We start from the raw sequence: 22,693 nt of genomic DNA, 5'->3' as shown, positions 1-22,693 counted from the left end.
TTATTATTTGCGCCTCAGGGGCAAGGGTGCAACACCCTTCAACTGGGCCTCCGAATCAATGAGGAAGTTGGCCGAGGCCGCCACCTTCTCTCCGGCCCTGAGACCGCGGATAATCTCCACCATGTCCTCCGACCGCAAGCCCGGCACTACCTCCCGCGGTTCAAAATTCCCCTCGCCCCTGTCCACATAAACGATCTGTCTTACTCCCGTATCAATGACTGCCGCTGTCGGTATGGCCAGCCTGCTACCTAGATTGATTTTGATTTCCACATTGGTAAACATTTGGGGCTTCAGAACACCATCGGGATTGGGAATCGTAAATCTCGCCTTGGCTGTTCTGATATCGCCCGCCAAGGAAGGATAAATGTAATCCACCGGGGATGAAAATTCCTTGTCTGGGAAATAACTCAAACCGATGCGGGCCATTTGCCCCACCTTGATCAGCGGCAATTCGTATTCGTAAATATCCGCAACGATCCAAACGGTAGCAAGATCAACAACATCGAATAGTTTTTCCCCCGGCATCACGCGCATTCCCTGCACAGCCGTCTTTTGAATGACGTAACCGCTGACGGGGCTGTAGATGGCTAACGTCCTGACGGGCTTCCCTGTTTTCTCAATCAGATTTATCTGCTCTTCACTGATGTCCCAGAGCCTCAACCGCTCTTTCGCCGCTTCCAGGATGACCGCGGCGTCTTTGGTCATCAGCAGGGATACCCGCTCGTCTTTCACATCTTTACCCTGACTCGCCCACCGCAAGGTATTTAAGAATTCTTTCTGGGTTGCCACCAGTTCTGGGCTGTAAATTTCGGCCAGCGGTTCCCCCTTCTTTACGTAGCGGCCCGTGTAATCTACATGGAGCTTTTCGATCCACCCTTCAATCTTGGTATTGACCGTGGCCAGTTTTTTTTCATCATACTCGATGCGGCCCACCGTCCTAATCACCTTTTGCATAGGCTTTATCACGGCTTTCACGGTCGTGAGACCGATGAGCTTTTGCTTGTCCATCGGTATTTCCACGGTCGGCGCTTCTGCGGCGGTTTGCGCAACACTTACCTCTGTCTCCGCCGGGGCTGGGGTACTCCCATGCTGATGACCTGATGGCGCCGTCGGGGCTGCTTTTTCACCATTGACTATCCCGATCTTTGCCGCCAGATTTTTCCCTGACCAGGGATTAAAAATGTAAGCAAGCGCGCCGGCTGCCACGAGCAGACAGATTACGATTACAATAATTTTTCTTTGCTTCATTTTGCCCCCGTTTCGTAATCCATAATTCCCGCTATGGCTTCAAGCCTGGCGATGCCCTTTTCTCTCTGGACGAATTGCAATTGATATAACAGCTCGTAATCAATAAGCGCCTTCAATCTCGTGATGACAGTGATTGCTTCCACCTTGCCCGTTGTATATCCGGTCAGGGCCAGTTCAAAATCCTGGTAGGCCCTGGGAATCAAGCCGTCTTTATACAGAGCCATTAATTTCTCCGCCGTCTTGACCATGGCATGGTTGTCCCGCAGGGAAGATGCAACCATCAGCTTCGTTGCCTCCACATCCCTCTTCGTCTCTAGCAAAGATGCCTCCGCCTCCAGAACACCCTGTTCCTGCTTCTTTTTGTAATATATAGGCAAATTGACAGTTGCCGTAAGATTCCACATGTCCGGGAACTGCTCCCCTCTGCCAAAATAGGCGCCGCCGAGTGTGAAATCTGGATAGTACTCCTTCTTGGCCATCCGCACTTTGGCCTCGGCTCCGGCGGTCATCTTTTCCCTGGATTTTATCAGGGGGTTCTGGTCATAGGACATTTTTATCAGTTCTTCCAGACTGTTCGGAGAAAGTACAGCGATGGCTTTTTCGGGCCGGCCACCGAGAGGGATGCTGCCATCACGGCCCAGGGAGGCATTAAGCATCGCCTCCAGAGACTTGATCTTTTGCTTCTCCATCTCTTCCCGTTCCAGCAGCATGTACTTTTCCGTCTGGGCCATCAGCACCTCCTGCTGTGGCGCCATCCCGGAGGCGTATCGGGCCAGGGCTGCATCCTCAGCCCGGGAAAAAAGCGCTGTTTTGTCCCGCAGCAGGTCAATCGTGGTATGGGCGAGGGAGAGATCGTAGTAGAGCTCCTTAACCCGGACGATGGTGTTCAACCGGGCGGCATTAATCAATATCTTCAAATTTTCCGCATCCCGGGCGGCCATCTCTCCCTTTAAGGCACGTTTCCCCGGATAGGGAAGCTGCTGGGAATAAGAGAACATCCACCGGGAGTCGGCAGGCATACCGTTTACGTCTCTGTTGAACGTATAGGGGTTGCTCGTCCCTTCATTCTCGTAGCCGATCATGAACATGGGGTCGGCCAGACTTGTGGCCTGGGGAATCCTGTGCTCAGCGGCCTGCGTTCTTGCCGCGGAGATGTGAATTTCCGGATTGTTTTTCACCGCCTCCCGGATCAAATCAGGGAGTCTTACAGTACCCTCTTCGGCAAAGGACGACACGACTGCAATAATTAATAAACAGAACCAAAGGGATGCTGATGCCGCTACCCCCCTGATCGGCACTGAAGCCGTACCATCCCATCCTTTCGACATTTTTCTACCTCACATCAATATTGAACTTGGCCTGGGCTTTCTTCGCTCCTTGAGTGATCCGTAAGGCCACATCCCAGGCCCCGGACATGGAAAAGTTCAGTTTTGCCTGGTACACGCCACCCTTCGGCACTCCATCGGTCGTGTATCTCATGGCCGGCATCCCCGGCATAGCCGGCATCGAATATTCAATATTAACTTTGGCATCTTTGACATTGGCGCCACCGGCATCCTTAAGGGCGACAGAAATGTTGTTTTCACCGGTAACTGGAGGATTCTTGTCAATTTTTACAATTACGGTGAAATCGCCTGCCTTCTTCGTCACCTCAAAGTCCTTGGCCACAGCGACACCGGCCACCAACAAAAACATTATCCCTGCTAAAATCACTCTTTTCATATTCTTTCTCCTTTGTCTGCTTGATTTAAAATCCTGAAGAGGAGCAGCCGCCGCACCCCAGACTGCCGGAGAAAGTACCGGCAACAGGGGTGGCTGAATCATGCAGGCTATTCTAGCCTTTTTTTTTGACTGCGTCAATCAGGCGGCGCAAGAGGCCTCCGGCATGGTTTCCAATTCCTGCCGACGGTATTTTGCTTTTTCCACCGGGTGTGCTATGGTGGAGACCATGCAACCTCGAATTATTCCCCGGCAGGAACACCGGATCTCCCGCAAGCAGATCAGCCCGAATGTACTGCGCACCCTCTACCGACTCCGTGACCACGGCTTCATTGCTTACCTGGTCGGGGGATGTGTCCGCGACCTGCTCCTGGAACGAACCCCCAAGGACTTCGACATCGCCACCGATGCCACACCCGGTCAGATCAAACGGCTCTTCCGCAACTGCCGTCTTGTGGGCCGCCGTTTCAGGTTGGCTCATCTCCACTTTCAGGACGAAATCGTGGAAGTTTCTACGTTTCGGGCTGCCGCCCCCTCCGATGAAGCGGACCTGGAAGAGCCAGGTCCCAATAACGGCCCGCCCCGTCACCTCAAGGACTGGAACGGAATGGTTCTGCGAGACAACGTCTTTGGCACGCCGGAAGAGGATGCCGTCCGCCGTGACTTCACGATCAATGCCCTTGCCTATAATGTCGCCGATTTTTCGCTAATTGACTACTCGACCGGACTGAACGACCTCCACGAGCGGCTCATCCGTCCCATCGGCGACCCCTATGTGCGCTTTACGGAAGATCCGGTGCGCATGCTCCGCGCCGTTCGTTTTGCCGCATCTCACAACCTCGTCATCGAACCGGCCACGTGGGAGATCCTTGGTGAGCTGTCCTCCACTATTTCTCGTGCTGCACCGGGAAGGCTCTACGAAGAGATACTGAAACTTTTCCTGCTTGGCGCTGCGCGACCGGTTTTCAGCCTCCTGGACAATAGTGGACTTCTTGCGGCCCTTTTCCCCAGGCTCAGTCAGTGGCTCAGTGGGAGCAGCCGTCACCTGACCATCATGCACGCAAATCTTGAAGGCCTCGACCGGCTATGCCAATGCGGGACACCGCCATCTCCAGCGCTTTTCTGCGCCGCATTCTTCGGTCCCAGCCTGGAAGAAGCAGTGCTTGCCCACCACCGGGACGGTATCCCCCGCCAGCAGGCCTTGGATGCCGCATGCACCGTTGCCATGGAAGAGTTCTGCCAGATTGTGAGCATCCCCGGACGGGTCGGCAATCAACTGCGCGGTATCCTCGCCATGCAGCCCTCACTGCACAGAAAGCCACCGCGTCGTCCCTCTGTCATGGTCAACAGACCCGGGTTTGCAGACGCCCTGGCATACCTGCGCCTTGCTGCGGAGGCAAGAGGGGAAAATCGAGCCGCCCTGGAATGGTGGGACGCCTTCCTTTCAGAGGTACCTTCCGCAATCAGTTCAGAACCGCCCGCCGATGAAGCCCCGGCAAAACGGCTGAGAAAGAGGCGACGCAGACGTCGCCCTGCTGCTCCGCATACAGGGGCAGTTAGCATCCCGCAGTAAAAAGAAAAATCTAACGGTGGCATACACGGGATCACTTCCTCGTGATGGTGCCCTCCCAGGTGCTTATCTTCGTCTCCTTCTTGTCCTCTTCACTGAACCAGCGGCTGGTCACACACTTCGATTCCGTGTAGAAGGCGACCACGTCCCGTCCCATCACATGGAGATCGCCGAGAAAGGAGTCTTTGTGTCCAGCGAAAGGAAAGTAGGAAACGGGCACGGGAATGCCCACGTTCACTCCCACCATCCCGCCATGGGTCCGCCGTACGAACTCACGGGCGTAATAGCCGTTCTGAGTAAAGATGCAGGAGCCGTTGGCGAACCGGCTGCCGTTCATGATGGCCATTCCTTCCTCAAAATCCTTCACCCGCTTGATGCAGGTCACGGGACCGAAGATTTCAGAGTCCCCGACAGACATTCCTGGTTTTACATGGTCGAAGATCGTCGGACCGATGAAGTGACCGTTCTCAAAACCGGGTACGACGACGTTCCGACCGTCCAGAATCAATTCGGCCCCCTCCGCGACACCCTTGTTAATCCAGTTGATGACGGACTCCTTGTGCTCCGCCGAAACGACGGGGCCCAGCTCCGTCTCCGGATGGTAGGCGCAACCCACTTTGCGCTGCCGGGCAAACTTCAGCAGGTAGGAGAGAAACTCATCGGCGCAGGCATCCTCGACACAGAGCGACGGCAGCGCCATGCAGCGCATCCCGGCGCAGCCGAACGTCGAGTTGATGATTCCCAGGGCGGCCCGCTCCAGGGCGGCGTCGCGCAGGACCAGACCATGATTCTTTGCCTCGCAGAGCGCCTGGACACGCTTGCCATGGGCCGCGGCGGTGGCGTAGATATGGAGCCCCACCGAGGTGGAGCCGACATAGGAGATCCCCCGGATGTCGGGATGTTTCAGCAGCAGTTCCGCCTCGTTGCGGCTGCATGTGACCAGGTTCACGACGCCTTTGGGTATGCCTGCCTCAATGAGCAGCTTCAGGACCCGCATGGCCGTCTGCGGCGTCAGGCTGGCCGCCTTCAGCACAAAGGTATTGCCCAGCGTGATGCACAGCGGGATCATCCAGCCGAAGGGGATCATGGCCGGAAAGTTGAAAGGGACGATCCCGGCAAACACCCCCACGGGTTCCCGGTACATTACCGTATCATGGCCGGTGGAAATGTTCATCAGTGCGTCGCCCTGCATCAGGATCGGGGCGCCGCAGGCCATCTCCACCACCTCCATTGATTTGATCACGTCCCCCCGGGCCTCCTCCAGATTCTTGCCCAACTCCGTCGCCACGGAGAGCGTCAACTCATCCATATGGGATTCCAGAAGTCCCCTGAACCGGAACATCACTCCCATCCGGTCCTGGATCGGGGTAGAAGACCACCCCGGAAAGGCCGCCTTTGCCGCCGCCACGGCGCTTTCGACCTCATCCACCGTACAGCAGGGCGCCTCCGCCATCACCTCCCCCGTACTGGAGTTCGTCACCGGCATGTACTTCGTAGTCTTGGACTCACACCACTCATTGTTCACACAATATCTCAACCGTTTTGGTCCATTCATCAGTTTTCTCCTTTGAAGGTATTGGTAACTATTCAAGCGGTGGGATCATGCCAATAATGAAGAACATTGTCAAGAATTCCCAACGGCTCTACTCAATGATTGACTGATTTTGTGAGTTATGCAATACAAACTCTTAAAATACATACAGTGATTTTCAACTTACGACGAGAGGAAATATCTATGCAATCCAAAATCCTTTGGCAACCCCAAAAGATACTTGCCCAGCAATCGCAGATGTTCGATTTCATGCAGCGGATCAATAAAAAATTCGGATGCAATTTCCAGGAATATCACGATTTACATAAATGGACGGTTGATCACATCCCCGAATTTTGGGGTGAGTTCTGGGAATATGCTGATATCATTCATTCCACGGGATTCAAGCAAGTTGTGGATGATCCCGCCAAAATGCCCGGGGCTAAGTGGTTTGCAGAGGCGCGTCTGAATTTTGCTGAAAACCTCCTCCAGCGTCGGGACGATTATACCGCCATCATCTTCTGGGGTGAGAATAAGGTGAGAAGAAGCCTCTCTTACGCAGAACTTTTCGATCAGGTGCGCCTGATTGCGGCCGGATTGAAGAGACTGGGTGTAAAAAAAGGCGACCGCGTAGCCGGCTTTATACCCAACATGCCGGAGGCCATTATCGCCATGCTGGCAGCAGCTTCAATAGGGGCGATATGGTCATCCAATTCGCCTGATTTGGGCATCAAGGGCGTGCTGGACCGCTTCAGTCAGATCGAGCCCAAGATAATTTTTGCTGCCGACGGATATTATTTTAGAGGTAAAATCTTAAATACGCAGGAAAAACTTGCCGGCATTATTGATAAGCTCCCCTCCATTGAACATGTTATCGTTATCAGCTACACGGGAACGGCGGCTATTTCCACCCTGCCGAAATGCCTGAGCTGGGAAGACCTGGCACAGGCCACGGAAGAACCGCTGGGCTTTGAGCAGCTTCCCTTTGACCACCCCTTGTACATCCTGTATTCATCGGGAACGACCGGCCTGCCGAAAAGTATTGTTCACTCCGCCGGAGGCACGCTGATTCAGCATTTAAAGGAACTGCGGCTGCATTGTAACCTGACGCCTGCGGACACCATTTTTTATTATACCACTTGCGGATGGATGATGTGGAATTGGTTAGTCAGCAGTCTTGCCGTGGGGGCGACGTTCGTCTGCTACGACGGCAATCCTTTCTATCCCACGTCGGATGCGCTGCTGAAGATGGCCGATGATCTTGGTGTTACCATTTTCGGCACCAGTGCAAAATATATCGCCACGCTGGAAGATATCGAGGTAATTCCAAACCAGATATCATCCTACCCGGCGTTGAAGCTCATAACCTCCACCGGCTCAACTCTAGCCGATGAGAGCTTCGATTACGTCTATGAAAAATGGAAGCGCGATGTCCAGCTTTCCTCCATTTCCGGCGGGTCGGATATCATCTCTTGTTTTGTTCTGGGAAGCCCGACCCTGCCCGTTTATCGGGGAGAAATTCAATGCAAGGGTCTCGGAATGGACGTGGACTGTTTTGACGAAAGCGGCCATCCCCTCATTGATCGGCAGGGCGAGCTGGTCTGCAAGTCCGCTTTCCCCTCCATGCCGATTTATTTCTGGAATGATCCGGACGGCAAAAAATATCATGATGCATATTTTGAGACATTTCCCGGTATTTGGCATCACGGAGATTATATCCGGATCAGCCGGCAGGGCGGCATCGCCATTTTGGGACGGTCGGATGCAACCTTGAATCCCAGTGGAGTCCGTATCGGCACCGCCGAGATTTACCCGGTTGTCGAGAGTCTGGAAGAAATCAGCGATTCCGTGGCTGTCGGGCAGCAATACGAGGGCGATGAACGGATTATCCTGTTTGTTAAATTGGCGGCCAATCAGGCGTTGACGGAAGAGTTAAAGCGGAAGATTAATCAGCAAATAAGGGGCGATTGCAGCCCGCGGCACGTACCGGCCGTGATCCTGGAAACCGCCGATATACCCTATACATTAAGCGGGGAGAAAGTAGAAATGGCCGTGAAAAAAATCATCCACGGGCAGGAAGTAAAAAATATGGACGCCCTGGCCAATCCTGATTCTCTCGATAACTTCAAAAACCGTCAGGAACTTTTATGATTCGTAAAACATTCGCAATCATGAAATTCTTTTTCCCGGCGGGCATGCTTTCCCTGCTGTTGTTGATTTTTGCCTGCGCTGCGCCGCAACAGCAAACATTGCGGACGGAAAAAGATTATCAAATTGCGTTCAACGACGCCTATTTTCATGGCCGGGCCAAGATGGAGGTTTCCGTCAAATACGGACGGATTGATCTTTTAACCGATGAATACGTCGTTGAAGTGGACAGGCTGGAAAAGTTTCACGAAGCCATCGGCCAGGCCCTGCACTACGCGAAGGAAACCGGTAAAAAGCCCGCAATTGCTATATTTATGGAGGAGCAGAGAGACGAGGATAAAGAAAAGCTGAAGTATGTAATTCGTCTCTGCGGCTACTATAAAATCAAAGTATGGTTCATCAACGAAGAATTGGAAAAGGCAGGCAGAAAATAACCTGCCTGCCACTGCTACTTCTTTATTTCCCCGTCCTGATTGACAATTTCTCTTCGGAAAACTCCGCGGGGCCGGTTTGTTTTGCACCATCTTTTGTCTGAATCTTCAATCCTCGCGACAACAGCGGCAGATCGGTCGGTTTTGACACCACGCGATACACATCCCCTTGAGTTTCCAGGCTGATATCCCCCAAGGGCGCAGTGCCGGCATACAGGACGATGTCTTCCTGACCGAAGGGCGGCGTCACCTCCAGTTCGAAACGGTCATTGCCGGAGGGGATTTCATAGACGACCCCGCCGTTAAAATAATTATCCCTCCGGAAAGGATTGGGAAGAAGCTGCAGGAGATTGCCCGATGCATCCTTGTAGAGGACACGGGCGTAGAAGGGCTTGTTGCCCTTGAGGTAAATTTTTACCTTTTCACGCTGCTGGTACGCCTGCTTATCCGCCCAGAGCTGCACTTTCAAAGGCGCGGCGGGATTATCCGTGACACTCTTTGCCTGAGAGGCTTTTTGCATGGCCTTCTCATCGGGGATGACCTCGGCCTTGATCTTCACCTTGTAGCAATCCCCGGTGGCGGCGTCCTTGTACCAGCTCTTCGCGACTTCCTGCAAGATCTTCACGGTGGCATTCTGGTAGGCCTCCACGAGATCCTTCTGGAGGACAAAATCCTCTACTTTTGACTCGCTCTTGATGTAGGTCGCCGTCTTGTCCACGGCATTCTTCTTCGCCTCAGCCAGCGCCGCCTGTTCCGTCTGCTTCCGCGATTTGTCGTCACCCATGCAGGCATAGCCGTCGGCCTCGGTAAGCGAAGATTGGGCTGCATAAGGCGCGCCGGCAGTAATGTGAAGGGCTGAAAAAACAAGGGCCGCGATGATGATGGTTTGGTGGAGTTTTTTCATGGTTAAATAGTATCCTCCCTTCGGGGTTGCATCACCCCATAAGTTTTCGCAGTTCCGTGGCATCAAAAACGAGCTTGATGGAGGTAATTTTGCCATCGGAAACCGTGAAGAACTCGGCTGTTCTGATCACCCCGGCGGGACTCATAGTGTCGCAATCATAGAGTAATGCAGCTTCGCCGGCAGAATAAAAGGCATGGATCATTTTCACCCGGCGGGTCATCTTTTGGAACATCGCCAGTGCACCGACAAAGTCGTCAGCCCGTTGAAACCTTTCGATGCTTCCCTGAAAATCCAGATCATCGGCCAAGAAGGCGCGTGCCGCTTTCATGTCACCGCTTGTCCAAGCGTTATGGTAGTTGGTAATAACCTGTTTTGTTTCCATTAATTTTCTCCTTCCAATCAGGTTGCAGTGCGTTACCACATTGATACGCAGAGATGCAGGGTGCGTTGCAACGCACCGTTCATTAAAAAAATGTCGCCGCTGGGGGCAAAAGTCCCCCCATACCCCCTTCCAAAAAGTAAAAAGGTGAAAAACCAAAAACTAACGTGTTCTGAGGAGACGAAACCCCAGGAAGCTGTAGGAGTAGCCCGGAAAGTCGCGGTCGCGATACGCGGAGCGGATATTCCTGGCGCTGTAGAACCAGGAGCCACCGCGACCGACGCGGCCCGAACCCGATGAGGGACCTTCCGGATCGGTTACACTGCCCGATGGGTAATTACCATACCAGTCATGAACCCACTCCAAGACATTCCCGTGCATGTCATACAAGCCCCAGGCATTGGGTGCAAAGCTGCCCCCCCGCATCGTCTTCTGGCGATACTCTCCTTTGGTGCAGCCCTCTAAAGGGTAATTCCCATTGTAATTGGCCTCGCCGGTAGCAAGACAGACACCCGTACTGAAAGGTGTTTGCGTCCCCGCCCGGGCCGCATATTCCCACTGGGCCTCCGTGGGCAAACGGTATTTGTCCGTTCCCTCCATACTATTTAGCTTCCGGATGAATTCCTGAACATCGTTCCAGGATACCTTTTCTACGGGGCAGTCAGCGCCGCATTTCTTGAAATAAGAGGGATTATTCCCCATAACCTGTTGCCACTGACCCTGCGTTACCTCCGTTGTTTGCAGATAAAAAGGCCGGCTGATCGTCACCTGGTGCTGCGTCTCATTATCATACCGGCCCGGCTCTCCGGCCGGCGATCCCATCGTAAACGTCCCTGCGGGTATCAGCGCAAATGTTGCTCCCAAAGTGGGACTCGTGAACGTTCGGGCCTCTGCCGACGGCGGAGCGGGTTTTTCCATGACGATGCTGATCGTATTGGCGCCGCCCGCCTCGACGCGCACTCCTTCTTCGGCGGCGTCGGGATAGCCCGCCTTCTTCAGGATGATAGCATAGGCGCCGGGTTTCAAGGTGGCAGTATGCGGCGTATCGCCTTCATAAGCGCCGTTAATATAGACCTTGGCGCCGCTCACATTGCTCTTGACGGTCAGCATTCCCGACGCTGTTTCTTTAACTGCTGATGGAGCGGGAGTCCCTTTTGCAACCATACTACCTCTGGCAAAATAGAAATCCCCCTCCAGCGACGACCGCTCCGAAGGCACCTGGCCGCCCTTGCTCTTGCTGCGCACCTCCGTGCGCACCCGCTTGAAGACGTCTTCGATCTTCATTCCCGGCGTTCTTATCTGCCGGATAAGGGATTCCGTATAGAGGCTGTTTTTCCCCTTGCCGTCGCCGGCCGTTTTGCCGGGCGTGGCGGCGTAGGCTACGAAAGAACCCACCGGTGCATTCATCGGCGCTAAACCGCGATTGCCCGACGACCGTTTGAAGCCGCGCACATAGGGGTTGTCCCGGCAGGCATCGAGAATGACGATGTTTACGGGGTTTTTCGCCTCTCCCATCTTGGCGAGCACCTGCCCCGCATTGACCGTGTTTGACTGCACCTCGCCTTCGTTCTGGATTTCCATATCCACCGGCACGAGGTAGTTGCTCCCTTGTACCTGGAGGCCATGCCCCGCATAGTAGAAGAGGGCGACGCTGTCCTTGCGGATGCCCTGCCCGAAGCGGTTGACCGCCCGGCCCATCTCCTGATAACTCAGATTGATCTGCTCATCCACCTCGAAATCCAGTTCCCGGAGGGCCGCCGCGATGGCACGGGCGTCATTGGCAGCATTCCGCAGGGCGCCGATGCGGTAGTTCGCGTTGCCGATGACCAGCGCGATCCGGTGCTCGGCGGATTGGGAAGCGCTTTTGGCTTTAACCTCCACCCGGCGCTTCTCGGCGGCAAACGCCGTGCTGGTGAGAAACATCAAGGCCGTAAAACATATAACGGCTATCAGTAAGCGATTCTTCATGGGTTACCTCCCACACGAATTCGTTCCTCATTTCGGATTCGAAATCTACATCAATCGTATTGACATGTCTATTGTTTATTTACAGTGTGGTGCTATTCATTGCTTGTCAATCGGTGCTTGGTATGGTAGCATTTACGTACTGATTAAAGTATCAAAAGGAGTCCAAGTATGAATGCCATACCAGCTCAGGAGATCAAGCGGCGAGGTATTGCTGCGGTGGATGATCTCATTGCCAAAGGTGATATCCATGTTATCCGCAACAATCAGCCACAGTATGTGGTGCTATCAGAGGAGCGCTATCAGGAGTTGATTGTGGCGGAGCAGGATGCCTATTATAACAGGGTCCGTGCATCACTTGAGGACCTCAAGGCCGGAAGGGTCAAGCGTGGTACGGCAGATGATCTGATTAAGGAACTGAAGTTGGAAGATTAGCCTATGTATACCCTCGTTTGGACTGCCGGTTTCACCCGCTCGGCCGAAAAATTCACTAAAAGCCATCCTGATTTGCGGGATAAGTTTGCCGCGATACTTCGCGATCTCGAAAATGATCCATTCCCGCCGCACCTGAAATATCACCAGCTCAAGGGCAATATTAAAGGCGTTCAGGCCGTCAGCATCACCTACAACTACCGCATTACCCTGACCATTCTGGTTTCCGACCGGGAAATTATCCTGCTTGATGTAGGCAGTCATGACGAGGTCTATCGGTAGCCCCGGTTGAGGCAGGCAGGTCAACTCGCCCGCAAGGCGTCTATAATATTCATTCTGGCGGCACGGACTGCGGGCAGGAAACCGCCGATAAGCCCCATTACAAGTGCGAAGGCCAGAGACTTCGCGGCGATATTCGCTGTGAGGGTAAAGCTGAAGGCGAGTTCGGCGAAGGTCTGCCAGTTCATTGTGGAGACCGTGATCAGTTGCAGGAAAGACGCCAGCAAGAGACCGACACCGCCGCCGATCAGGCCGAGGAAGAGAGATTCGAGCACAAAGGCCGACAAGATGCTCCGCCTCTGGAAACCGATGGCCCGCAGCGTGCCGATCTCCATCACCCGCTGGGCCACGGCGGCATACATCGTAATCATGGCGCCGATGACTGCTCCTAAGGAGAAGGTGATGGTCAGAGTAAGGCCCAGAATGCGCAGGAATTTCGCCATTACCTCGGACTGCTCCTCATAAAATGTTTTCTCCCGCTTCACTTCCACGGTGAGCCGGGGGTCGCTTTCTACACGGGTTTTGAATTTTTCAAATTCCTGCGGATCACGCAATTTGAAAATCACCGATGAATAGACCGGCCGCCGGAAGGCCTGCATCAGTTGCTCCACGTCCCCCCAGATTTCCGAACTGAAACCAGTATTGCCCGCGTCGAATGTTCCTACCACAGTCCAGTTGCGCATGCCAAAGCGCACCGTCTCGCCGATTCCACCGCCCTGGAAGCGCTGGGCGATGCTCTTCCCCGATATCACCTCGGCGGAACCTGACCGGGGCATACGTCCGGCGCTCAATTTTACCTGCGGCCGGAGCAGGAGGGAGCGCGACGATATGCCCCGGATCACCACATTCGCCGGTTTATTGTTGGCTCGCTTGGGCAGATTAATGAGCACGACCAGTTCCTTCGCGAGTAACGGCTGCCCGTCATCGGATATGGCAACTTCCGGCTGACTCTCGATGATAGATGCCTGCAAGCGCTCAACGGCGCTTTGGACTTCGGCATTGGAGGATTTGCGAATCACGACGGCGTTGTCGGAGGAACCAGTGGCAACCAGCGTTTTCCGGAGCCCCTCCGCCAGCATTAGGGTGGCGGCAAAGACAAATACAACAAGCGCCATGCCTGAAGCTGTCAGAACTGTTGTCAGCCGCCGGGTCCAGAGATTCCTCAAACTGTAGGAATAGGGGATGCCCATTTACCCGACCCTCCGCAGACCCTCGCTGATGCCGATAGTCGCGGCCCGCCAGGTCGGAAAGATCGCGGCCACCGTTCCGATGATAACAGCAGCTAAAAACTCGATGGATACGGTGAGCCGCGAGACGATGAAGGCGGGGAAAAACTGGCTCAGCTCACTTTCGATCCAGTGGGCGCCGGGGAAGGTGAGCAGCACCCCGATCACGCCCCCGGTCAGCGCAATGACCAGCGATTCGCCGAACACGATGGCCGCTATGTAAGAGGCCCCGAATCCCAGGGTCTTCAGCGTGGCGTACTCGGTCATCCGCTCCCGCGCCGTCATGGCCATGGTGTTGGCGGCCACGATCATAATGATCACGATTATCATGTAGGAGACGATCTGGATGGCAATCAGGATGGCTTCGGTCATGGCAATAAATCCCAGGTTGAAGGCCCGCTCGGTCTCCGTCAGCGTCTCGGCCAATGAGTTCTTGAACATGCCGTCCACCGCCACTGCCACCTCCGCAGCCAGATCGGGACGGGTCACGCCGATCAGGAAAAATCCCACCTGGTCTGCCCGCTGCGGTACGGTGTGTTTCAAAGTCTCGTTCAGATAGTCCCACTGAAACATCAGGACGCGCTCCTCCGTACTCTTCTCTGCGCCCCGGTAGATGCCGCGCAGCACAAATTCCCATTGACCCGGGAATATCGTCCCCCGCAGCGAGATCGTATCACCGATCTTCCAGCCATAAAGGTTTGCCAGCTTTCGCCCCGCGATGCAGGCCTTCCGGTCGCGGATAAAGGCGGCCTTCTGATCGGGAGGCAGTATGAATTCCGGATAGAGACGGAGGTAGGTTTTGGGGTTTACCGCATAGTTGGCGAAGAAGTGTTTTTCGTCTATATAAATTCCCCCGAACCAGTTTCCGTAAGACACCTCCTTGATCCCCGGCACCTGACGGATTCTTTCGCCGTATGAGATCGGCATGGGGAAGACGAGGGAAATGGCATTGCGCGTTATCAGGCGTGTCGCGGAAGAGCGTTCGGCACCCAGGTACCAGAGTTCCACGAGGCTGCGGAGCAGGCCGAAGGCGGTGATGGCGACCGCAACGCCGATGATGGTGAGAGTGGTGCGCAGTTTGTGGCGGAAGGCATTCCGCAGGAGGATCTTAAGGATGAACATTGTTCAAAACGCCCTTTTCCAACTCTCTGATTACATGGGCTTTTTCGGCGGCGCGGGGGTCATGGGTCACCATGATGATGGTCTTGCCCAGTTCCTGCACTAACCGCTCCATCAGCGCCAGGATCTCCAGTGCGGAAATCTTGTCCAGATCGCCCGTCGGCTCATCCGCCACGAGAATTGTCGGGTCCGGCACGATAGCACGTGCGATGGCGACCCGTTGCTGCTGGCCTCCCGAAAGCTGGCCCGGGTAATGATCCATCCGGTCGGTCAGATTGACGACTTCGAGGGCCATCTCGGTATGTTCTTTTCTTTCCCGGCGCGATAGCGAGGTCAGCAGCAGGGGAAGTTCGACATTTTCGAAAGCCGTCAAAACGGGGATAAGATTATAAAACTGGAAGATAAAACCGACGCTCGCGGCGCGCCACCGGGCCAGTTCGGCCTCCGTGAGCAAGGTGATATCCACCCCGCCGATGACGATGCTGCCGGAATCAGGCTTGTCGAGACCGGCAACGAGATTGAGGAGCGTGCTCTTGCCCGAGCCCGAGGGGCCCATGAGGGCCAAAAATTCTCCCTCTGCGATGGACAGGCTGATATTGTTAAGTACCGGGATAATCTGGCTGCCGCGATGATAGGATTTGATCAGGTCTTTGATCACGACTAGGGGAGGAGTGGCATTTTCCATTTATGGCTCGGCTATCTTGATCTTGATTCCGTTCTTCAGCTTGCCTAAAGGCTTAACAGCTACCTTATCGCCGGCCTTGAGACCGGTCATTACTTCTGTCACCTCGCCGATCCGGCCTCCCAGTTGCACGGGGGTTTCGACGGCATGGCTGTCCCGGATGACAAAAACCGTATCCTTGCCCTGACGGTTTATAACGGCCGCCGGATTCAGCGCCAACCGCGGTTTCTGCTCGGCCGCCTTCACCTCCCGGGAGAGGAAGGCCACCCGCGCACTCATCTCCGGCAGGATACGGCTATCCGGGTTCAAAAAGCGCACCTTCACGAGGACCGTCGCCTTGGACCGGTTCGCCGTCGGCACCACCATGTGGACAACCCCCCGGAACCGGGTCTCCGGCAGTGCATCGAGCACGACCTCGCAGGGTTGGCTCACCTTTATCCGTTCGATATTGGCCTCCGAGACATCAACCTCGGCCATGAGCGAGCCCATGTCGGCGATGGTAAAGACGGAAGCCTGGGCGCTGACAGCCGACCCCAGAGGAGTAACGATATCACCCACATCGGCGTTCTTGGTCAAAACCACGGCATCGAAGGGCGCCCGGAGCAGCGTATTATCCATTTGGATCTCGGCGTTCCTGAGCGCGGCGGCATTGGCCTTGATGGCCGCTTCCGCTCCTGCTACGGCGGCCGCAGCACGCTTTTGCCGTGCGTCGGCTACTTCAAAATCAGCCTTGGCAATAAACCCCTTATCCAACAATTCCTTGCTGCGATTATAGGAGCGTGTCGCATCGAGCAACTCGGCACCGGCCTGATCGAGGGTAAAGCGGGCGACATTCAGATTGGCGGCCGCCTGGTCGCGAACCGCAACCATGTCTTCACCTTCCAGGCGGGCAATCACGGCCCCCTTTTTCACCCTGCTTCCCTCTTCCGCCATCAGAGAGATCAGACGCCCCGTAATCTTCGAGGAAACCGAGGCCTTGCGCTGGGCAACCACATAGCCGCTGGCATTCAGGAGGGTAAAGGTCTGGGAAGGATACACCGATGATACCGTGGCAACTTCCACCTGCACGGCAGGGGCAAGAACCCCCGTAAGATACAGAAATCCCACCGCAGCGATAACCAGTGCCGCCCCCAGCCAGCGGACCAGCTTCCCCCGCCGCCGGGGGCGGATTGAAGCTGCGGACTTGTCAATCTTCAGTTTCGCGATATCTTCGTTTGCCATATATGCCCTTTGCTGAGATCGGTTTGATAATGTCGTGTAGCCTTATAGCATATTTGCCATTATTCTCCTTCCCCTTTCTTTCCATAGAGATGGGGTCAGGTATCTATCGTTCATAACGTGACCTGCGGTGAGCTTAAATAAAAAGATGATTTATTTCAGCCCCTGTTGTACAATCACACCACGAAAGAACACTTGAGAGTGCTGGACTTATTAGAGCGGGGACGAAGGAAATGCGGGAATTTGGTCTTGAGCAGCCAAAAATATTTACTGAGATTGCTCAGTTTACGAAATTCCAGCAAGAAGAGGCAGCGGCCAAGGAAGCAAGCAAGATGGCGGCAAGATTGCTGGCCAGAAAGGAAATCGGCAAAGACGGCCGCTTTACCACTTATGACGACGGGACGGTCATAGACACACGGACAGGTCTGATGTGGGCAGCGAAGGACAACGGATCGCAAATTAACTGGCAAGGTGCCAAGCACCATTGCTAGAATTACCGTGGCGGCGGTTATACGGACTGGCGGATGCCGACTCAGGACGAACTGGCTGGGTTGCATGATGAGGCTAAAACTTATAAGCCTGCATGTGGATATGACGTTCATTTAACGGATTTGATTCGTCTAACTTGTACTGGTCATTGGGCTTCTGAAACACGCGGTTCCGAGGCTGCATTCTTCAATTTCTTCAATGGCGACAGGAGTTGGCTTCGCCAGTTTCGCGACAACTTAGACCGGGCTCTCCCGGTGCGTTCTGGCAAATAGACTATTTGGCCATTTGGTTCTTTGATCATTTTCTTTTATCGGGTACAGGGCGGAGCCCTTTTTGCTACGAAATTGGCGCACCTGTTTTTTAAATCTGGAAATCTGGGGAAACCATACTGGTTTCCGAAAATAACTGGTATGGCGTCACCAGATTTCAGATTTCAATACGATTGCTGAAGGTTTTATGGAAAAATTAAGATATCGGCCTCATCACATATTCTGCGGGAGATTTATGAAGGTAAAATTCCCGCACAGAGGTGAGGAATATAATCATGAATCTCAAAAGGCGAAGGACATCTTCACTTGTCAACCTGATGCCTTGGTGGAAGTAATCGAAGGAGTTGACCAGGTTTGTCAATTTTGCCCGGATTGCCGGAACGAACGCTGCCAAAACCCGGAGGGGAATGAAGAGGCGGTAAGAAAATGGGATGGCATTATCTTGAAGGGCCTGGGAATAGGCTATGGTGAGATTAAAAAGGCCGGCGATTGGTTGATGCTGATTAGGGAAAAAGTGCCACTGAACATCTGTAAAACAAAATGCCCCTGGAAATTACGCTGTGCTGCCTCTGAATTGCCTTAATTCCGGCTATCAAGTATTGGTAATTTGCGTATCAACAGTAATGTTGAAACCACTGTTGATAACTCTGTTGAAAAAAATGCTAACCATTGAAAACAGGTCAATTATTACCGGATTGCGCAATCATTGAGCAAGCGGTAATATTATATATTATCAATAAGTTATAAGTTATATCATGTGAATCTAATGGCTTACATCTCCCCTGATTTGAGATATCAACCGCCAATATAAAGTGTGCCAAAATATGCTGAAAACAGAACTATATTTTCGTCATAATTCCCCGCTGGTTAGAACCGGCTTCTTACCAATCTGCGTGGCGTGGATATTCAGTTCGGATTGGCCCGGATTACTTTGCTCGCTTCAATTCCCGGTGGCCACCGGTATATCGCCCCTCTTCAGCAGCTTCCTCAGATCTGGCCGCACATAATGATCATCAATTTCAAGGCGCTCAGCGCCTGTGTTCGGTCATGAGTTCTTGCCGGCGCAATAATAGAGATGGCTGTTGCCATCAGTTACCTTGGACCGAATTACATTCGCAATCTTGCAAGATAAGCCGATTCCCACCGCACTGCAAATGCCTGTAAATACCCACGTCCACTGCCAACTGCCGGCCCAAGCACCCACCCAAGCCACTACCGGTGGACCCGCAAAGGAGCCTATCGCGGACCATTGCTGCATCCAACCCACTGTCGTGGAGACGTCGTGCTCATGAGGAGATAAAAGTACTGCAAGAGAGAATAAAGTGCCAGGAACCAAGCCGCCAAACATGGAAAATAAAACCACTCCGGCGTAGCGCCAAATTGGTTGATCTGATGTAAACGCACCGTAAGCCAACACGCTGCCCACAGTCATGGCCATAAAACCGCAGATCAGCAAAGTTATCGGTGAAACACCGCGTTTGAGCAAGTTTCCTGAGGCAGTGTTGCCAACAATATTGACAGCGGCTGCAAATGCGGTGAGTATGCCCACCAAACCCCCTGAAAATCCTGCCTGGGTGTAAATGTATGGTAAGAATCCAACTACCGACCACCACTGACTGGCATACACAGCAAACGTCAATGAGACCAGCCATGGTCCAGGCGCTGCCAAAGTTTCCTTGAGGCGCTGTGACCAAGTCAAAAAGATCGCAGGCTCAGTGTCTGTCGGCAGAACCGAAGCCACACACCGTGTACGTTGCTCATCAGAGGGCACAACCCGTTCGATCCATAGAGCCATAACGGCCGATAACAACGCAAATAAGATCCACCAACTCGGCCACCCGAAAGCAGGGATCCATAAAGAACCAACGAGCAGAGCCGTTGCCGTTCCCATTGGCATGTAAGCACTCCAGACGCCCAGCATCGTGCTCAATTGATTGGTTGTTACCAATTGACGAAGCAATGCAGGTGCGGGCAATATGACAAGCAAAAACCCCAAACCTTCTGCCCCACGCAGGACAAGCAACATCCGCGGACTTTGTGCCATACTGCCCAACGTACTCGCCACACTCAGCACCGCCAAACCAGAAAGCATGCTGCGCTTACGCCCTAAAGTATCTGCCGCTAAGCCTACACAAAGCCCCAAAGTCATGCCGGCAAACTGCACCATGGACAATAAGAATCCGGCTTGGATCAGTGTCACGCCAAGCGCATCCTTCAAAAAAGGCAGTGCCGGCGGCAATTTGCCAACATGTAAGGCTGCCGCCACACCAGCCAAGATTACAATCCATGGTGCCAGTGAATCGAACCGGTTGGGTGAGGGAGGGCGGCCGCTCCAGCCACGATCCCTCATCCTTCGGATCAGGACCTGATGGTGCGCTGTGTAGCTCCACGAGTTGTGCTTTTTCGCCTGCATAGTCGGATTGTTCGAACCTCGTTATATTAAGGCAAATAGTCGTCAATTGAAACATTTTGTTCAGCTATTTCCCTTCACAGAATGTTTCCATAAACTCTCCCGTAATTTTCCCCAGTCGTTCATCGAGAATGTCATACACCTTGCTCATAATTGATGCCGGGAAAAAACCAGGGACACTTCCCAGATTAATTAGTCGGCCTTCTTGACGATTCTGCTGCTTGTCTGGGATATTCCGGGGACTTCCTCTATAAAGGGTGCTGAACCCATTTCAAACTGGCATTGCCATCTTTGGCGGCAACCCATTGATCAGACGTAATCTCAATGCAGACCAGCGTGCCTGGCGGCATCGTCAGCGGTTTGCCGGTTAATACTGTGACCACGGCGGATATTTCCGGGTTATGCCCGACGACCATGATGGAATCATGTTTGTTGTTGAGGCCGGCAATTAAATCAATATAGGTGTCGCTGTGGGCGTCGTAGAGATCGTCTGCAAAACGGATTTTTCCTTGATAACCGGCCTGCTCAGCGCATATCTTGGCCGTCTCCGTGGTTCGTTTCGCTGACGAGCTGACAATCCGGTCCGGCATGATCCCGTTTTCCCCCATCCACTGGCCGATACATTCTGCCTGTCTGCGGCCCTTGGCCGAGAGATCCCGCTCCAGATCATTCAAGCCGGCATTTGCCTTGGCGTGCCGTAAAAGATATATCGTTTTCAAAGTTGCATATCTCCGATTCCAGCCCATACTCCTTGATCGTCGTCACCCCTATCTGATATTCCTGTTGATGAAATCCGGGACACTTCCCAAATAAATTATTTTACAGAAACACTCGATAATCAGTTTCCAGGGCTTTGGCGAAGAGCTTTGCGTCTATTGCCTTGGCCGCCTTCTTCAAACAACCATGCCCAGCATCCGGAGCGTTTTTTCTCACATGAATTCTATGCATCCATGTTCAGTCTAGCACTTTCAGTCAAGCGGTCAACAAAAAAACACAAAATGTCAGGAGCAAATGATATGTCCGGTTTGTAGCACACAATCTGTCCGGTTTGTTATGGTCACCGCTGGAGGTGACGGATGCGACGGACAGAGGTGCTACAGGAGATCCGGAAGATGCGATTTGAGGAGGTTTATTTAGGATGGAGTGAGAGTCGTTTGAACCAGGAAGAAGCGGCTCGGATTTTGGGGGTATGTGATCGGACGTTTCGTCGGTACATTGATCGGTACGAAGAGGCCGGGATATCGGGTTTGTCGGACAAGCGCCTGACGCAGGCATCATTTCATCGCGCCCCTGTAGATGAAGTGATGGCCGTCGCGGAGCATTACGCGAGCCGGCACCGGGGTTGGAATGTGAAGCATTTTTACAGTTGGTATCGACGTGATGGAGGCGTGCGCAGTTACACATGGGTTAAAAACACGCTTCAGTCGCGAGGTTTGGTTTCTATATCGGCCAAGCGGGGAGCACATCGTAAGCGGCGGGAACGAGCCCCCCTGTCTGGCATGATGCTGCATCAGGATGGGAGCACGCATGAATGGGTACCTGGGAAAAAATGGGATCTGATCGTGACGATGGATGACGCGACCAGCGAGCATTACTCGATGTTTTTTGTTGAGGAGGAAGGGACGGATAGCAGTTTTCAAGGGGCTCGGGATGTGATTGTTCAAAAGGGCTTGTTCAGTTCCCTGTACACGGACCGGGGGAGTCATTACTGGTACACGCCCAAGGAAGGGGGGAAGGTCAGCAAAACGCAGCTGACTCAGTTTGGCCGTGCCATGAAACACTTGGGGATTCAAATGATCGCGGCCTATTCTCCTGAGGCGCGAGGCCGTAGCGAGAGGGCTTTTGAGACTCATCAAGACCGGCTTGTCAAGGAGTTGGATTTTCATGGAATCACAGACATAAATGCCGCCAACATTTATTTGACCAAGGTGTATCTCCCCGCGTTCAACGCCGAGTTCATACAGCCGCCCCTTGAAGACGGGTCAGCGTTTGTCCCTTGGAAGGGGGAAAATCTTGATGACATCCTCTGTGAACAAGATGAACGGACGGTCAGTGCCGACAACTGCGTCAGTTTTAAAGGAATGAAACTCCAGATTCCAGCGAACCAATACCGCTGTCATTACGTCAGGGTCAGGGTGGTGATCCATCGGTATCCGGATGGATCCCTATCCATCTTCCACGGCCCGCGAAAACTGGCCGATTATGACAAACAAGGGAAACTCATGGAAATAACAACTAAAAAGGCGGCATAACTCCTGCACAAAAATAACTGGCGAGGAAAGCGAACATCCGCCGCTCACCTCCTGCTCTCAAAATAGATCCCTTTTGAAGAACAGAAAAAGCGGACAACTCATTTGCTACAAAACCGGACAATTCTATTTGCTCTTGACAGAAAAATTTTCAACACGAAAGGGACACCTGTGGGATACCGTGGAATCATGACAAAGGATGCTTTCCCTCCGACATTGACGACTTCGTAAAAGCGGCTCAACGACCCTCTCCTTGACTCAGGAGCATGAAGAGGAGAAAATGGAGTACCCTTCTTGATCATAATCAAAAAAATGAGAGAAGCACACTATAGTCTGTAGATTAATAGTATTCATTTCAACATTATCACGTTATGGAAATCTGCGATCCAAGGGATAGCGAAGGAAAAATTCTGGGGAAGGCGTTC

Annotated in this window: 21 protein-coding genes; 8 read left to right on the top strand and 13 right to left on the bottom strand. The window is 53.4% G+C overall.

All coding sequences use genetic code 11. From position 1 onward, the window contains the following. Nucleotides 1–3: 3 nt before the first annotated feature. The 3 genes from NT140_07480 to NT140_07470 are packed head-to-tail and all read right to left on the bottom strand — an operon-like array spanning nt 4 to nt 2,970. Entirely contained in the window at nt 4–1,248 is a 1,245-nt protein-coding gene (locus NT140_07480) for an efflux RND transporter periplasmic adaptor subunit (protein ID MCX5831715.1), read from the bottom strand. Further along, nucleotides 1,245–2,576, bottom strand: coding sequence for a TolC family protein (locus NT140_07475; GenBank protein ID MCX5831714.1), 1,332 nt, complete (start codon nt 2,574–2,576; stop codon nt 1,245–1,247). The genes NT140_07480 and NT140_07475 overlap by 4 nt, the downstream gene beginning before the upstream one ends. A 4-nt stretch (nt 2,577–2,580) precedes the next feature. Further along, the gene (locus tag NT140_07470; GenBank protein MCX5831713.1) at nt 2,581–2,970 is read right to left on the bottom strand and encodes a FixH family protein; all 390 of its coding nucleotides are present in this window, start codon (nt 2,968–2,970) and stop codon (nt 2,581–2,583) included. Nucleotides 2,971–3,184: 214 nt separating this feature from the next. On the opposite strand from NT140_07470, the gene pcnB reads away from it, so the two are divergent. Next, nucleotides 3,185–4,540 carry a polynucleotide adenylyltransferase PcnB gene (gene pcnB / locus NT140_07465; GenBank protein ID MCX5831712.1) on the top strand — a complete coding sequence of 452 codons (1,356 nt, stop codon included), beginning with the start codon at nt 3,185–3,187 and terminating at the stop codon, nt 4,538–4,540. 31 nt (nt 4,541–4,571) lie between these two features. On the opposite strand, the gene NT140_07460 is transcribed toward pcnB, so the two are convergent. Then, entirely contained in the window at nt 4,572–6,092 is a 1,521-nt protein-coding gene (locus NT140_07460; protein MCX5831711.1) for a CoA-acylating methylmalonate-semialdehyde dehydrogenase, read from the bottom strand. 180 nt (nt 6,093–6,272) lie between these two features. Between NT140_07460 and NT140_07455 the strand changes: the two genes are divergently transcribed. Both NT140_07455 and NT140_07450 read left to right on the top strand, forming a co-directional pair. After that, nucleotides 6,273–8,219, top strand: a complete 1,947-nt coding sequence (locus tag NT140_07455) for an acetoacetate--CoA ligase (GenBank protein MCX5831710.1) — start codon at nt 6,273–6,275, stop codon at nt 8,217–8,219. Next, nucleotides 8,216–8,650, top strand: a complete 435-nt coding sequence (locus NT140_07450; GenBank protein MCX5831709.1) for a hypothetical protein — start codon at nt 8,216–8,218, stop codon at nt 8,648–8,650. Before NT140_07455 ends, NT140_07450 begins: the two co-directional genes overlap by 4 nt. Before the next feature lie 22 nt (nt 8,651–8,672). Here the strand turns inward: NT140_07450 and NT140_07445 are convergent, their stop codons facing one another. From NT140_07445 to NT140_07435, 3 genes are all read right to left on the bottom strand, one after another. Beyond that, nucleotides 8,673–9,551, bottom strand: a complete 879-nt coding sequence (locus NT140_07445) for a DUF4384 domain-containing protein (GenBank protein ID MCX5831708.1) — start codon at nt 9,549–9,551, stop codon at nt 8,673–8,675. A gap of 31 nt (nt 9,552–9,582) precedes the next feature. After that, the gene (locus NT140_07440; protein MCX5831707.1) at nt 9,583–9,933 is read right to left on the bottom strand and encodes a nuclear transport factor 2 family protein; all 351 of its coding nucleotides are present in this window, start codon (nt 9,931–9,933) and stop codon (nt 9,583–9,585) included. A gap of 159 nt (nt 9,934–10,092) precedes the next feature. After that, complete coding sequence (locus NT140_07435) at nt 10,093–11,898, bottom strand: SUMF1/EgtB/PvdO family nonheme iron enzyme (protein MCX5831706.1); 1,806 nt, start codon at nt 11,896–11,898, stop codon at nt 10,093–10,095. Nucleotides 11,899–12,066: 168 nt separating this feature from the next. Between NT140_07435 and NT140_07430 the strand changes: the two genes are divergently transcribed. Both NT140_07430 and NT140_07425 read left to right on the top strand, forming a co-directional pair. Further along, complete coding sequence (locus NT140_07430) at nt 12,067–12,330, top strand: prevent-host-death protein (GenBank protein ID MCX5831705.1); 264 nt, start codon at nt 12,067–12,069, stop codon at nt 12,328–12,330. Nucleotides 12,331–12,333: 3 nt separating this feature from the next. Further along, entirely contained in the window at nt 12,334–12,609 is a 276-nt protein-coding gene (locus NT140_07425; protein ID MCX5831704.1) for a type II toxin-antitoxin system mRNA interferase toxin, RelE/StbE family, read from the top strand. A 20-nt stretch (nt 12,610–12,629) separates the two neighbouring features. On the opposite strand, the gene NT140_07420 is transcribed toward NT140_07425, so the two are convergent. The 4 genes from NT140_07420 to NT140_07405 are packed head-to-tail and all read right to left on the bottom strand — an operon-like array spanning nt 12,630 to nt 16,854. Next, on the bottom strand, nt 12,630–13,796 hold the full coding sequence (locus NT140_07420; protein ID MCX5831703.1) for an ABC transporter permease: 1,167 nt from the start codon (nt 13,794–13,796) through the stop codon (nt 12,630–12,632). After that, nucleotides 13,797–14,954 carry an FtsX-like permease family protein gene (locus NT140_07415; GenBank protein ID MCX5831702.1) on the bottom strand — a complete coding sequence of 386 codons (1,158 nt, stop codon included), beginning with the start codon at nt 14,952–14,954 and terminating at the stop codon, nt 13,797–13,799. It lies immediately after the preceding gene. Next, nucleotides 14,941–15,636 carry an ABC transporter ATP-binding protein gene (locus tag NT140_07410; protein ID MCX5831701.1) on the bottom strand — a complete coding sequence of 232 codons (696 nt, stop codon included), beginning with the start codon at nt 15,634–15,636 and terminating at the stop codon, nt 14,941–14,943. Before NT140_07410 ends, NT140_07415 begins: the two co-directional genes overlap by 14 nt. Then, nucleotides 15,637–16,854 (bottom strand): efflux RND transporter periplasmic adaptor subunit, encoded by a 1,218-nt coding sequence (locus NT140_07405; GenBank protein MCX5831700.1) that lies wholly within the window; start codon nt 16,852–16,854, stop codon nt 15,637–15,639. It abuts the gene before it with no gap. 230 nt (nt 16,855–17,084) lie between these two features. Between NT140_07405 and NT140_07400 the strand changes: the two genes are divergently transcribed. Beyond that, on the top strand, nt 17,085–17,342 hold the full coding sequence (locus NT140_07400) for a hypothetical protein (protein ID MCX5831699.1): 258 nt from the start codon (nt 17,085–17,087) through the stop codon (nt 17,340–17,342). Between the two features lie 502 nt (nt 17,343–17,844). Then, nucleotides 17,845–18,192: a DUF1284 domain-containing protein gene (locus tag NT140_07395; GenBank protein MCX5831698.1), complete on the top strand. Its 348-nt coding sequence runs from the start codon at nt 17,845–17,847 to the stop codon at nt 18,190–18,192. A 462-nt stretch (nt 18,193–18,654) separates the two neighbouring features. Here NT140_07395 and NT140_07390 read toward each other — a convergent pair whose 3' ends face one another. Beyond that, the gene (locus tag NT140_07390) at nt 18,655–19,887 is read right to left on the bottom strand and encodes an MFS transporter (protein ID MCX5831697.1); all 1,233 of its coding nucleotides are present in this window, start codon (nt 19,885–19,887) and stop codon (nt 18,655–18,657) included. 380 nt (nt 19,888–20,267) lie between these two features. Further along, complete coding sequence (locus NT140_07385; protein MCX5831696.1) at nt 20,268–20,738, bottom strand: histidine phosphatase family protein; 471 nt, start codon at nt 20,736–20,738, stop codon at nt 20,268–20,270. 357 nt (nt 20,739–21,095) lie between these two features. Here NT140_07385 and NT140_07380 point away from each other — a divergent pair, with 357 nt between their 5' ends. After that, entirely contained in the window at nt 21,096–22,271 is a 1,176-nt protein-coding gene (locus tag NT140_07380; GenBank protein MCX5831695.1) for an ISNCY family transposase, read from the top strand. Nucleotides 22,272–22,693 lie beyond the last annotated feature (422 nt).

The organism is Deltaproteobacteria bacterium (assembly GCA_026388415.1).
Classification (GTDB): domain Bacteria; phylum Desulfobacterota; class Syntrophia; order Syntrophales; family JACQWR01; genus JAPLJV01.
This window is presented reverse-complemented; position numbering and strand designations above follow the sequence as displayed.

What these genes read in the sequence shown, in the direction of transcription:
- NT140_07480 (MCX5831715.1), bottom strand. Translation starts at nt 1,248, where the DNA reads ATGAAGCAAAGAAAAATTATTGTAATCGTAATCTGTCTGCTCGTGGCA.
- NT140_07475 (MCX5831714.1), bottom strand. Translation starts at nt 2,576, where the DNA reads ATGTCGAAAGGATGGGATGGTACGGCTTCAGTGCCGATCAGGGGGGTA.
- NT140_07470 (MCX5831713.1), bottom strand. Translation starts at nt 2,970, where the DNA reads ATGAAAAGAGTGATTTTAGCAGGGATAATGTTTTTGTTGGTGGCCGGT.
- pcnB (MCX5831712.1), top strand. Translation starts at nt 3,185, where the DNA reads ATGGTGGAGACCATGCAACCTCGAATTATTCCCCGGCAGGAACACCGG.
- NT140_07460 (MCX5831711.1), bottom strand. Translation starts at nt 6,092, where the DNA reads ATGAATGGACCAAAACGGTTGAGATATTGTGTGAACAATGAGTGGTGT.
- NT140_07455 (MCX5831710.1), top strand. Translation starts at nt 6,273, where the DNA reads ATGCAATCCAAAATCCTTTGGCAACCCCAAAAGATACTTGCCCAGCAA.
- NT140_07450 (MCX5831709.1), top strand. Translation starts at nt 8,216, where the DNA reads ATGATTCGTAAAACATTCGCAATCATGAAATTCTTTTTCCCGGCGGGC.
- NT140_07445 (MCX5831708.1), bottom strand. Translation starts at nt 9,551, where the DNA reads ATGAAAAAACTCCACCAAACCATCATCATCGCGGCCCTTGTTTTTTCA.
- NT140_07440 (MCX5831707.1), bottom strand. Translation starts at nt 9,933, where the DNA reads ATGGAAACAAAACAGGTTATTACCAACTACCATAACGCTTGGACAAGC.
- NT140_07435 (MCX5831706.1), bottom strand. Translation starts at nt 11,898, where the DNA reads ATGAAGAATCGCTTACTGATAGCCGTTATATGTTTTACGGCCTTGATG.
- NT140_07430 (MCX5831705.1), top strand. Translation starts at nt 12,067, where the DNA reads ATGAATGCCATACCAGCTCAGGAGATCAAGCGGCGAGGTATTGCTGCG.
- NT140_07425 (MCX5831704.1), top strand. Translation starts at nt 12,334, where the DNA reads ATGTATACCCTCGTTTGGACTGCCGGTTTCACCCGCTCGGCCGAAAAA.
- NT140_07420 (MCX5831703.1), bottom strand. Translation starts at nt 13,796, where the DNA reads ATGGGCATCCCCTATTCCTACAGTTTGAGGAATCTCTGGACCCGGCGG.
- NT140_07415 (MCX5831702.1), bottom strand. Translation starts at nt 14,954, where the DNA reads ATGTTCATCCTTAAGATCCTCCTGCGGAATGCCTTCCGCCACAAACTG.
- NT140_07410 (MCX5831701.1), bottom strand. Translation starts at nt 15,636, where the DNA reads ATGGAAAATGCCACTCCTCCCCTAGTCGTGATCAAAGACCTGATCAAA.
- NT140_07405 (MCX5831700.1), bottom strand. Translation starts at nt 16,854, where the DNA reads ATGGCAAACGAAGATATCGCGAAACTGAAGATTGACAAGTCCGCAGCT.
- NT140_07400 (MCX5831699.1), top strand. Translation starts at nt 17,085, where the DNA reads ATGCGGGAATTTGGTCTTGAGCAGCCAAAAATATTTACTGAGATTGCT.
- NT140_07395 (MCX5831698.1), top strand. Translation starts at nt 17,845, where the DNA reads ATGAAGGTAAAATTCCCGCACAGAGGTGAGGAATATAATCATGAATCT.
- NT140_07380 (MCX5831695.1), top strand. Translation starts at nt 21,096, where the DNA reads ATGCGACGGACAGAGGTGCTACAGGAGATCCGGAAGATGCGATTTGAG.